This is a genomic window from Clostridium sp. TJA032 (genome assembly GCF_058310275.1).
The window spans coordinates 1,258,541-1,270,778 of sequence record NZ_JBZEFB010000001.1 but is presented as its reverse complement, the minus strand read 5'-3'; the positions used below and the strand labels follow the sequence as shown (position 1 = coordinate 1,270,778).

The window sequence follows — 12,238 nt, the reverse complement described above, 5'->3', positions numbered from 1 at the left end:
AGCTTTAAATTTGTGGTATTTATAGGAAATATCTTATATAATATAAAGGATATTTATAGCAATTAAATAATATTTAGGATGTGATAATATGGCAGCTTTAACTGTAAATGATATTTTGAAAAATAGTGAAGTAGGAACTTTAATTCCTTTAGTAGTTGAATTAGAAAATAAAGCAGTCCCTATAATATTTGTTAAGGATTATTTTGAGGTTTTAAAAGATATTGAAGACAATGTATTAGTTGGATTAAAAAGTAGTATTATAAGTAATAATAAATTAGAGTTACTTCTAATTATGCTAAGATTTGATGAAAAGATAGAAAATACATATGATTTATGGTTAAACTATGGATTTAACTGGCATCTTGAGTTTTTAAATGAACTTATTAAACAAGATACTATATTAATTGATTTTAGGGACGAAGAAAATAATAGAGTTAAAACAATATATATAATTAATACTATTAAAGAGGATATTAAGGAATATAAAGAATCTTGCGAAAAGTCTTCTTTAATTAAGGAAAGTAGAGAAGATAATATAATAAATGTTGTTAAAAAGAAGAAGTATGAAACTTGGAGTAATGAAGAAGCTATAGCTTTAATAAATAAAGTTTTAGATGATTTTGATAGTGTAGAGGAAATGTGGTATAACTTATAATATTTTTTGTATATAAAAAATATTGCCTTGAAATAATAAATTTAAGGAAGGTGATATATATATGAAAAATAAAAAAGTAAAAAAACAAAAAAATAAAGGTAACATTGAAGCAGATAATGGAACTTTCATTTCTTATAAGAGTAGGGATGAGTTTACTAATAAAACCTTGAAGTATGGCTATGAGCAGGATAGTTGTGATTTGTAAAAAATAGAATAAGGGTCCCTATTAATACTTTAATGGGACCTTTTTTATTTTTAATATATAGCAAATCTTTTTTCTCTAGGACATAATTTTAAGTCATTTTCTTCAATGTATGTAATTTTTGAAAAGCCATTTCCTTGTAAAAGCTTAGTTTTAAAGGTTTCTATGGAAGAATATTCTCCTTGAACTTCTACATGAACATCTCCATTTTCTAAATTTTTAGCATATCCAGTTAGGGATAATAGAGAGGCTTGATATTTACAAAAAAATCTAAAGCCCACCCCTTGAACCTTGCCTTTTATAAAAAATTCTTTTCTAATCATAGTAAAGACACCTCCTAATTTAATTATATTACATATTAAAGATATTCTCTAATTTATAAATAATATATAAAATAAAAACAATTTATGTTAATGTTTACATAAATAGGAATAAAAATGTATAATATATATAAAATAAATATTTTAGGAGGAGTTTTAATGGGTTTAGAAAAAAGCCTTGTTTTAATAAAACCTGATGCAGTAGAGAGAAATTTAATAGGGAAAATACTAGAAGTTTATGAAGGAGAAGGCTTAAAAATTAGAGCCATAGAAATGAAAAAAATAAATAAAGATTTTGCAAAAAAACATTATGAAGAACATAGAGATGAGGATTTTTTTGATTCTCTAATAAAATATATAACAAGAAGTTTTCTTGTAGCTTTAATTCTTGAAGGAGAGGATGCAATAGATAAAATAAGGAAAATAAATGGGGATACAAATCCAGAAAAGGCTGCTTTTGGAACTATAAGAAGAAGATTTGCTTTAACTAAAACTGAAAATTCTGTTCATTCCTCAGATTCTTTAGAAAGTGCTAAAAAGGAAATTAAACTTTGGTTTCCAGATATATTTTCTTAGAAAAAATTTTATAAATTTAAATAAAAAATAAAACCTATATTTTAAAATATAGGTTTTATTTTTTTTAATAAACACATTTTATTTCTAGCCATGCCTCATCATATTTTCTAAGAATATCAGGAGGAAGGTCTATAAATACCTCACAATTTTTTAAAGATTCCTCTGAAGGATATGCAACTTTATCATCTCTTATATCTTCAGGTAAAAGTTCATAGGCAGCTGTGTTTGGAGTAGAGTAACCAATATATTCTACATTTTGTTTAGCATTTTCAGGGTCGCATAAAAAGTTTATAAATTTCTCTGCATTTTCTTTATGCTTAGCATTTTTAGGGATTGCAATTGCATCAAACCATTTATTTGAACCTTCTTTAGGAATTGCATAAGCTAAATCTGGATTTCTTTCTATCATTGTAACTGCATCTCCAGACCAGGCTACAGCAAGAGAGGCTTCTTCTCCTACCATAGCATCTTTAACTTGGTCAACCATATAAGCTAATATTAAACCATCTTTTTTCTGTGTCATAAGTTCTTCCTTAGCTTCTTCGATTTGATTTAAATTTTCTGTATTTAGAGAATAACCTAATTTTTTTTCAGCAACGGCCATAGCATCTCTAACACTATCTGGCATAATAACTTGATCTTTATATTTTGTGTTCCAAAGAATATCCCAGCTATCTACAGGGTCAGTAACTTTTTTTGTGTTATAAATTATACCAACTGTTCCCCACATATAAGGTACAGAGTATTCATTAGTTTCGTCATAAGCTAAATTTTTAAATTGTTCTCCTATATATTTATAATTAGGAATATTATTATAGTCTATTTTAGCTAACATATCTTCATTTTTCATTTTTTCTATCATGTAGTCAGAAGGAATTATTATATCATAAGATACATTACCACTACTTAATTTTTGGTACATAATTTCATTAGTATCAAAAACATCATATTTAACTTCTATTCCTGTTTCCTCTTTAAATTTTGTAAGAAGTTCTGGGTCTATGTAATCACCCCAGTTATATACATATAAAACATTACTGTTTTTATCCTGTACTTCTTCTTCATTTTTTTTACCGCATCCAAGAAATACTGAAGATAAAAGGATAACTAAACAAGGTAAAGTTAAAAATTTTTTTAGTTTCATAGTTAATTTTCCTCCTTTACTAAGGATTGCTTTCTATTTGCAATAAGAAGAAGAGCTAATACAACTATAAACATTAAAGTTGAAAGTGCATTTATTTCTGGTGAAATACCTCTTCTTGCCATTGAGTAAATTTCAATAGACAGGTTAGAAACTCCAGGACCTGTAGTAAAGAAACTTATAACAAAATCATCTATAGACATTGTAAATGCTATTAAAAATCCTGCTGCTATACCTGGCATTATTTGAGGAATAACAACTTTTCTTAAAGCATAAGAAGGTTTTGCACCTAAATCTAGAGCAGCATCTACTAAGTTTGGAGGTAACTGTCTTAACTTAGGTAAAACTGATAATATAACATATGGAATATCAAAAGTTATATGAGCTAAAAGCATAGTCCAAAAACCTGGTTTTAAATTAAAAAGTACACCACCTAAAGCAAATAAGCTCATTAAAGATATACCAGTAACTATATCAGGGTTTAAAACTGGTAAGTAGTTTATATTTAATAATAATGTTCTAGGTCCTCTTCTCATACTATTAATTCCAATAGCACTTATAGTTCCTATAATTGTTGATACAACAGAAGCTATTACAGCTATTAAAATAGTATAGTAAAGGGCTGATATTATCCTATCATTTTCTAGTAAAGAACCATACCAATCAAGGGTAAAGCCACCCCAAACAGCCATAGATTTTGTCTTGTTAAAAGAGAAAATCATAAGTGTTACTATTGGTGCATATAAAAATATAAAAATTAATAATAAATAAAATTTAGATATAAAAGCACCTAATTTTTTCATCATAGCTGTTTACCTCCTTCTTTTCCAGTCTTTTCATATCTTGACATGAATGCCATTGAAATTAAAATTAATATCATCATAAATATTGATAAAGCAGAACCAAAGTTCCAGTTACCTATAGTAGTAAACTGTTGTTCTATAAGATTACCTACTAGCATGTATTTTCCACCACCTAAAAGGCTAGGGATTACAAAGTTTGATACAGCAGGCATAAATACCATAGTTATTCCAGAAATTATTCCAGGAATACTAAGAGGTAATATAATTTTTCTAAAAGTTTGTGCCTTGTTTGCTCCTAAATCATAAGATGCATTAACTAAGTCTTTATCGATTTTTATAAGTACAGTATATATTGGTATAACCATAAATGGTAAAAAGTTATAAATCATTCCAAGTAAAATAGCACCATCAGTATAAAGCATCTTTATAGGACCAATACCTAAATATCCTAAAAGAGTATTTATAATTCCATCTTTACCTAATATGGCCATCCATGCATAAGTTCTAAGTAGAAAGTTCATCCACATTGGTAATATAAATAGAAGTATTAAAATATTTCTTCTCTTTATAGGCAGTTTAGAAATTATATATGCTATAGGGTACCCTAAAATTAAGCAAGCAACAGTTGATAAAATAGCAAGCCATAGAGAACGTACAAAAACTGTAAAATATATAGGCTCAAATAATCTTTTAAAGTTATCAAAAGAAAATACAAAATGACCATCTACTTTATTTGTAAAGCTAAAGAAAACTATTAAAAGTAAAGGAATAACTATGAATATAGCACTCCATAAAACATATGGATAAGCTGCAAAAGATAAATTATTTTTTCTGTTTTTCATTAATGTTCACTCTCTTTTTTCATTATATGTATGCTTTCAGGGTCTAAGGATAATCCTATTTTTGAACCTATTTCTGCATGTTTTGTATTGTGTAATATCCAAGTGTTTTCTTCATCTTTTACATCTATTTCATAGTGAACTCCCTTAAATATAACAGAAGTAACAGTTCCTTTTAGCATTCCTTCTTCATATTTAACCATTTCAAAGTCCTCAGGTCTTATTACAATTTCAACTTTTTCATTTTTATCAAAGCCTTTATCTACGCAGTTAAAGGTTTTTCCTGCAAATTGAACTTTAAAATCTTCTAACATTATTCCATCAACAATATTACTTTCACCTATAAATTTAGCAACAAAAGAATTTTTTGGTTCATTATAAATGTCTTCAGGAGAGCCCATTTGTTGAATTTCTCCTTTATTCATAACAACTATTGTATCTGACATAGTTAAGGCTTCTTCTTGGTCATGAGTTACAAAAATAAAAGTGATACCTAATTTTTGTTGTATTCTCTTTAGTTCTAGTTGCATTTCTTTTCTAAGTTTCATATCTAAAGCACCTAAAGGTTCATCTAATAAAAGTACCTTTGGTTCATTTACTAAGGCTCTAGCAATTGCAACTCTTTGTTGTTGACCACCACTTAAAGCATCAATATCTCTTTTTTCATAACCTTCAAGAGCTACTAATTTAAGCATTTCTTTAACTTTTTTATCTATGACATCCTTAGACATTTTTTTGATTTTTAATCCAAAGGCTATATTTTCATAAACATTCATATGAGGAAATAAAGCATACTTTTGGAAAACAGTATTTAATTGTCTTTCATAAGGAGGTATATCATTAATAATATTATTTTCAAAGACAACCTGACCGCTATCTGCACTTTCAAATCCAGCTATAATTTTTAAAGTTGTAGTTTTACCACATCCACTAGGTCCTAAAAGAGTTAGAAATTCATTCTTTTTTATATTTAAAGAAAGATTATCTAAAATTGTATCTTTTCCATAAGATTTTGTTATTCCTTTTAATTCAATAATATTATCTTTCAAATTTAACACCTCTGCTTTCTTAAAATTTATTTAAAATGATGGTGGAGTACTTACCCATAAAACCTTTGCAGAAATTTTTCCTGCATTAGAAATATAGTGGTTTGCTTTAGGTTTAAAATAAAAGCTTTCTCCTTTACGCACCTTTACTTTTTTATCTCCTAAGTGTAAATATATAGAGCCAGATAATACATATCCAAATTCTTCACCTTCATGAGGTTCTTCTTCAATATATTGTCCACCTGGTTCTAAAGTTATCATTATAGGTTCCATATCATTTTTTTGAGCATTTGGAACTAGCCACATAAGATTATATTTTAATTCTTCGTTTTCAGTTTCAAACATATCATCTTTAGAAAAAGCTATTTTTTCATTAGTGTCTTCACTAAAAAATTCTGTTAAGTTAGTTCCTAATATGTCTAAAATATCTATTAAAGTAGCTATAGATGGAGAGGTTAAGTCATTTTCTAGTTGAGAAATAAACCCCTTTGATAATTCACACCTATTTGCTAATTCTTCTTGAGTTAATTGTTTGGCAACCCTTAGACGTCTGATTTTATCTCCTATTTCCAAGATATACACCTCAATTTCAATTAATATAAGTTTTACTAAACTTTAAGTTTAAAATTACTAAACAAACATAAATAATTATATATATATTTAAGATAAAAATCAACAAAAAAATGAAAAAATATTAATACCTAGTATTTCTCTTAAATATAGTGATTTAGCAAGGTTATAAGGAAAAAAATGTTATGGAGTTTACAAAAGATTATTATTTAATTTAGTATAACTAAACAATAAGAGGTGAATTATTAAATAATGATTAAAAAATTTCACAATTTGTGGTAATTTATGATAAAATACTCTTGAATTAATAAATGATTGGTGTGGTAAATTTATGGAAAAAAGACTTTGTTATAGGAGAGAGGGAAGAAAAGTTTATATAAAAACACCAAACTTAAATGAGCTTGAATATACAGAGAAATTATGGGGAGATGTGGATAGCATGAAAGATGTAGGGAAAACCATATCATTTCCAAGGTACAAATGGGATAGCTTTTATAAAAAGATGGTAAGTCCTACAGATGGTAGAAATCTTTATTGCTTAGTTTATGACTATAATAATAATCCTGTAGGAGAAGCTAGTTTTCATGGATATGACTCTGTAACTAAAACAGCTAGGTTAAATGTTAGAATAGAGGCTTCTAAAAGAGGGTTAGGATATGGCAGTGAGGCTGTTCAACTTATTTTAGAGTGCTTTTTTTATGAGTTTGGTGGTTTATATATGCTAGATACTGTTTACTTAGAAGAAAATAGAAACAAACTTGAAAAGATAGGATTTAAAATAATGTATAAGAACAAGGAAGGATATTCTTATAGATTATTTAAAGAGGATTTTAAAAAGCAAATTAAGGTTATAAATAAGAAAAAATTTGGTATATTTATTTATGAAAATATGACAGTTAGTACAGTTATATGCTTTTTAGAAATATTTAATAGCATAAATAAATCTTTAGGAGAGGAAATAATTTCTGTAGAATTAATTGGAGAAGAGGATAACCTTATAAAAGATAAATCATATGATATAAAATTTAAAGATTTAAAGTCTATAAAAGATACTAAATTAGATGTCATAATTGTTCCAGGAAGTAATAGCAATAACTTTTATGAAAATCCTGATTTTGAAAAGCTTTTAAATAATATAAATGGTTGTGAAATTGTATGTATTATAGGAAAGGCTATAATTCCATTTATAAAAAGCAACCTTTTAATAGGGTTAAAAGCGTATTACTCTAAAGAATGGTTAGGACTTTTAAAGGATGAAGTTAAGTATTTAACTTATTCTGATGAAAACATAATTGATAATGGAAGATTTATAATCATAAAGAAAAAATCCTTTGAAATAGAGGGAATAAAATACATAATAAAAAAATTATTTGGAGAATCTTTATTAGATAGGCTTGATTTATAAATTAAGAGTTACTCTTTTTTTATATTCTTAAAGAAGAGGAGTTGTTTATTAAATGATAAACATAAAATTAGATGAAGACAAAAGAGGAAAAGTTATATTTAGAGCTAACATTGATGAGGCTCTTAAGGAAAATAGAATATTAAAAAGAGCTTTATTTGAAAGTAAAGTAGTCAAAAATGAGTTTAAATATAATATACCAATGAAATACTTTTGGCCTATAATAAATAATTTAGATAAGAGTTTGATAAGTATAAATAAGGATAGTAAGCTTGAAGTTTTAGAATTTTCAGATGAATATGAAGAAATTTATTATTATAATTACAAAGCTACACCAACTTATATGAAAAAATGGAGAGAAGAAGGGTGCCCACCAATTTTTAAAATTACTATAAATTTAGAAGATATAACTGTAGAGAAAAATATTGTATTTGAAAGATTAATATAAAAAAGCTTTGAGAAAAATCTCAAAGCTTTTTTGTTATTGCCATTCTTCTACATTTTCTAATCCAGGGATTGAAGAGGCTTTAAATACAGGGTCCTTTATTCCAGCTTTCTTTTGACTTGTGTAGTCCTTAAGAGCTAAGAATGCATATTTTCCTAATAACAATATGGTTATTATATTGAGTATAGCCATCAATCCCATAAAGACATCGGCCAGATTCCAAACTAAATCAACTTTTGCCATAGCACCAAATAGAACCATTCCGATAACAAGTATCCTATAGACATTTAATAAGGTTTTATTTGTGTGTATAAATTCTATATTAGTTTGTCCGTAATAGAAGTTACCAACTATAGAACTAAAGGCAAATAATAATATACAAATTGCTATAAATCCAGCACCAAAACTTCCTATTTGTGAAACAAGAGCTTGTTGTGTTAATTCTATACCAGTTAATGAGCTATCTGCATATTGACCTGATAGAAGTATTATAAATGCTGTACATGAACAGATTAATAAAGTATCTGTAAATACACCTAAAGTTTGTATTAATCCTTGTTTTACAGGATGGCTAACATCAGCAGTTGCTGCTGCGTTAGGAGCACTACCCATACCAGCTTCATTTGAGAATAAACCTCTCTTAATACCTTGCATAACAGCAGCACCAAGACCACCAGCAGTTAATTGCTTTATTCCAAAGGCTGATTCAAATATAAGTTTAAAAACTGAAGGTATTTCACTAATATTTAAAACTAATACTATAAGAGCAACAAGAATATAAAGAACTGCCAAAATAGGAACTATTATTTCTGAAACCTTAGCAACTCTATGAATTCCACCGAAGATAACTAATGCAGTTACAACTGCTAGTATTATACCTATAGCACCTCTTGAAAGTCCGAAAGCACTATTGAAGGCAACACTTACTGTGTTAGCTTGAACGGCATTAAATACGAATCCAAAACAGATTGTAATAAGAATTGAAAATATTATACCTAACCATCTCTTGCCAAGACCTTTTTCCATGTAGTAGGCAGGTCCACCTCTAAAGGAATCTTTATCCCTAACTTTATATATTTGAGCTAAAGTACTTTCTACGAAACTAGATGCAGAGCCTATTAAAGCTATAAGCCACATCCAAAAAACAGCCCCAGGACCACCAACAGCTACGGCTATGGCAACACCAGCTATATTACCAGTACCAACTCTAGAAGCTGTACTTATACAAAAGGCTTGGAATGACGAAACTCCGCCTTTTTCTTTATTTGATTTTCCTATACCATCACCTAATAAACGAAACATTTCTTTTATGTATCTAAATTGAACAAATCTAGTTTTAAAAGAAAAGAATAGTCCAGCACCAATTAATAAAATAATTAATATATAGCCCCAAAGAAAATCATTAAAACTAACTACAAAATTATTAAGTATTTCCATATATTCCTCCTCCTGTTGTGATATGTTTTAATTTTTGCGTAATCTTTATAATTAATTTTAATATGAATAATAAAAAAATGCAAGAACTAATGTTGATTTATTCATATGTGCGATTTTTGAAGGAGAGGTATAGAGAATAAATGTTAATAAAAAGTAAATAGAAAGATTCTTTAGTATTAGTATATACAAAGGATATAGAGAAAAAAATTTTAACAATAAAGCCACTATGAAATAAAAAATTCATAGTGGCTTTGTTTAAAATCATACTAAAATGCAATAATCATGTCTTTCTATTGCATAGGGTTATGATTTTGATTATTTTGGTTTTGATTGTTTCCATGATTTATTTCTGGTTTATTGTTATTAGGCTTATTATTTCCTGGTTTATTTTGTGAAGGAAATAAGGAGTTTCCTCCATTATTTTCATTTTCTTCATCTCTATGACTATCATTTGAATTTTCAATTTCTTTATCATCATCTTTATCTGATTCATTATCCCTATGAGAGTTATTTGTATTATCTTTTTTATCCTCTGTAGGAGATTGATTTATTGTTGAATTAGGTTCCGGTGAATAATAAGCTGTTTTATGGTTGTAGTTACAATATTCAGTAGGGATAAATTTATCTATAAACCAGTCATAGTAAACTTGACTTCCTCTATAATCTTCGGTGCAATAAGAAGTAGGCTTTAAGCCAGAATCTTTACAAACTGCAATTTGTGTTATACCTGAAGGTTTTTCAACTTCTTTATACTGTAATCCTTCATGAGCAACCCCCATTATTTTACCGAAGATAGGTGTTGTAACTATACCACTACTAGTTCTCATTTCTGTTGGTTGATCATAACCAACCCAAACAGCAGCAGAGTAATAAGGAGTTAAACCTGCAAATAAATAATCTTTATCACCTGTTGTAGTTCCTGTTTTACCAGCTACAGGAATGTTTCCAAATCTAGCAGGTCTTGCAGAACCATTTTCAACTTGTTCCTTAAGCATATCATACACTATATAAGAAGTTTGTGGTGTAAAGACCGTAACTGTTTCAGGAACTGAGGTATCTAAAAGTACATTACCATGAGAATCTAAAACCTTTGTATATAGTTTTGCTGTAGTCTTTACTCCTTGATTTCCAAATACTCCAAAGGCAGAAGCTAAAGTATATGTGTTTCCACCATCAGGATTATTAGGGTCATTTTGAAATTGACCTAAAGCTGTTGTGGAAATACCTCTAGAGTGAGGACCATAAACAAGACCTAGTTTTTCTCCATAAGCTATTGAATTTGAAACTCCAACTTCATTAGCAACCTTTATTGCTGCTAAGTTACTAGAGATTTTTATAGCTTCTCTATAAGTTAAAGGTCCCATATAGCTATTATATTCATTTTTAGGTTGTTCTTTATAGCCAGTAGATGCTAATTCTTTTTCACTTAAATATGAATCATTTACTACAGAGCCTGCACCACCGCCTATGCCTAAGTCAAGAGCAGGACCATAAACAGTTAAAGGTTTTGTAGCAGAACCTATGGATTTTAAATCATAGTAAGCTCTGTTATGAGACATAGCAGGTTGTTCTCCTCTTCCTCCTACTAAGGCTTTAACATGGCCAGTTTTGTAATCTACAATAGTTGCTGAAGATTGTAATTTGTAAACACCATCTTCATTTTTCTCATTTGGATTGCTAGTTATAGCCCTATAATTATTTGGGTCATCTAAAATGTTTTGAACATTATTTTGTAGATTTCTATCCATTGAGGTATATATTTTTAATCCACCATTAGCTATAAGTTTGTCAACTTCTTCTTGAGTGTATTTGTATTTATTCATTAAGTCTTGTTTAACTTGAGTTATAGCAGGTCTTGTAAACCACTCGAAGTTAGTTTTGCTTAATTTATTGTTTGGAGTAAATTTTATGCCATTTGTATCAATTTCATTTATAGCATCAACATACTCTTGATTTGATATATATCCAAGTTCCTCCATTTTAAATAAAACAGCTTTAGTTCTATTTAAATATCTACTTGGATCTTTTTTATTTGCTTCTGAAAGACCATCATAAGAAGTAGGAGCTTGAGTAAGTCCACCTAAATAAGCACATTCTATTAAATTTAAGTCTGAAACAGGCTTGCTAAAGAACCTTTGAGCAGCTGCACTTACGCCATATTGGTATCCTCCCATTGGAATTGTATTTAAATAAGTCGTTAAGATTTCATCTTTTGAAAGGTGTTTCTCTAACTCTAAAGCTAAGTACATTTCTTTAATTTTTCTTTCATAGCTAACTTCATTAGTAAGTACAGCATTTTTTATAAGCTGTTGAGTTATGGTAGATGCACCTTGAACTGTATTACTTCCTGAAAGTTTGCCTTTAATATTAGAGGCTATTACCCCAAAAACTCTCTTAGGGTCTATCCCTTTATGTTCATAAAATCTTTCATCTTCAATAGCTACGAAAGCATTTTTTAAATTAGCAGGTATTTCTTCTGATTTTACAACATAACGCTGTTCTCTAGTTATTACGTTATCCATGAAGTTTCCCTGGTCATCGTAAAGAATGGATGGCTGATTTAGAGATTGAATTGCCTCAATATCAAGTTCTGGAGAAGAACGTATAATTGATAAAACATAAACTCCAGCTAAAGTTGCGGCAGTTATCCCTAGAAGCAGAATTATTATAAAAAACCATTTAAAAAACTTTTTTACTTTACTTGTTTTTTTAGATTTTTTATTCTGCCTTCTATTATTAAACTCTCTTTTTTCTTCAGTCATTTTTTCCTCCTATCATAATAAAACTTTCTATTTCTAAAAA

At 28.3% G+C, this 12,238-nt stretch carries 13 protein-coding genes; 5 read left to right on the top strand and 8 right to left on the bottom strand.

The window, feature by feature from the left end:
- Positions 1–88 precede the first annotated feature (88 nt).
- Together AC4FRL_RS05895 and AC4FRL_RS05890 are read left to right on the top strand one after the other, a co-directional pair.
- Positions 89–655: a hypothetical protein gene (locus AC4FRL_RS05895; RefSeq protein WP_491139277.1), complete on the top strand. Its 567-nt coding sequence runs from the start codon at positions 89–91 to the stop codon at positions 653–655.
- Between the two features lie 61 nt (positions 656–716).
- Entirely contained in the window at positions 717–860 is a 144-nt protein-coding gene (locus AC4FRL_RS05890) for a hypothetical protein (protein WP_491139276.1), read from the top strand.
- A 50-nt stretch (positions 861–910) separates the two neighbouring features.
- Here the strand turns inward: AC4FRL_RS05890 and AC4FRL_RS05885 are convergent, their stop codons facing one another.
- Positions 911–1,180, bottom strand: coding sequence for an acylphosphatase (locus AC4FRL_RS05885; protein WP_491139275.1), 270 nt, complete (start codon positions 1,178–1,180; stop codon positions 911–913).
- A 156-nt stretch (positions 1,181–1,336) separates the two neighbouring features.
- Between AC4FRL_RS05885 and ndk the strand changes: the two genes are divergently transcribed.
- On the top strand, positions 1,337–1,753 hold the full coding sequence (gene ndk, locus AC4FRL_RS05880; RefSeq protein WP_491139274.1) for a nucleoside-diphosphate kinase: 417 nt from the start codon (positions 1,337–1,339) through the stop codon (positions 1,751–1,753).
- 64 nt (positions 1,754–1,817) lie between these two features.
- Here the strand turns inward: ndk and AC4FRL_RS05875 are convergent, their stop codons facing one another.
- The 5 genes from AC4FRL_RS05875 to AC4FRL_RS05855 are packed head-to-tail and all read right to left on the bottom strand — an operon-like array spanning position 1,818 to position 6,155.
- Positions 1,818–2,897: an ABC transporter substrate-binding protein gene (locus tag AC4FRL_RS05875; protein WP_491139273.1), complete on the bottom strand. Its 1,080-nt coding sequence runs from the start codon at positions 2,895–2,897 to the stop codon at positions 1,818–1,820.
- A gap of 2 nt (positions 2,898–2,899) precedes the next feature.
- A complete protein-coding gene (locus AC4FRL_RS05870) occupies positions 2,900–3,700 on the bottom strand; it encodes an ABC transporter permease (RefSeq protein ID WP_491139272.1) in 801 nt (266 codons plus the stop codon).
- Entirely contained in the window at positions 3,697–4,539 is an 843-nt protein-coding gene (locus AC4FRL_RS05865; protein ID WP_491139271.1) for an ABC transporter permease, read from the bottom strand. The genes AC4FRL_RS05870 and AC4FRL_RS05865 overlap by 4 nt, the downstream gene beginning before the upstream one ends.
- Positions 4,539–5,585 (bottom strand): spermidine/putrescine ABC transporter ATP-binding protein, encoded by a 1,047-nt coding sequence (gene potA / locus AC4FRL_RS05860; protein ID WP_491139270.1) that lies wholly within the window; start codon positions 5,583–5,585, stop codon positions 4,539–4,541. Before potA ends, AC4FRL_RS05865 begins: the two co-directional genes overlap by 1 nt.
- 30 nt (positions 5,586–5,615) lie before the next feature.
- A complete protein-coding gene (locus AC4FRL_RS05855) occupies positions 5,616–6,155 on the bottom strand; it encodes a helix-turn-helix domain-containing protein (protein ID WP_491139269.1) in 540 nt (179 codons plus the stop codon).
- Positions 6,156–6,483: 328 nt separating this feature from the next.
- Here AC4FRL_RS05855 and AC4FRL_RS05850 point away from each other — a divergent pair, with 328 nt between their 5' ends.
- Positions 6,484–7,557, top strand: coding sequence for a GNAT family N-acetyltransferase (locus tag AC4FRL_RS05850; RefSeq protein ID WP_491139268.1), 1,074 nt, complete (start codon positions 6,484–6,486; stop codon positions 7,555–7,557).
- Positions 7,558–7,609: 52 nt separating this feature from the next.
- Positions 7,610–8,002, top strand: a complete 393-nt coding sequence (locus AC4FRL_RS05845) for a hypothetical protein (protein ID WP_491139267.1) — start codon at positions 7,610–7,612, stop codon at positions 8,000–8,002.
- A gap of 33 nt (positions 8,003–8,035) precedes the next feature.
- Here AC4FRL_RS05845 and AC4FRL_RS05840 read toward each other — a convergent pair whose 3' ends face one another.
- A complete protein-coding gene (locus AC4FRL_RS05840; protein WP_491139266.1) occupies positions 8,036–9,436 on the bottom strand; it encodes an alanine/glycine:cation symporter family protein in 1,401 nt (466 codons plus the stop codon).
- Between the two features lie 290 nt (positions 9,437–9,726).
- Positions 9,727–12,198: a transglycosylase domain-containing protein gene (locus tag AC4FRL_RS05835; protein ID WP_491139265.1), complete on the bottom strand. Its 2,472-nt coding sequence runs from the start codon at positions 12,196–12,198 to the stop codon at positions 9,727–9,729.
- Positions 12,199–12,238 lie beyond the last annotated feature (40 nt).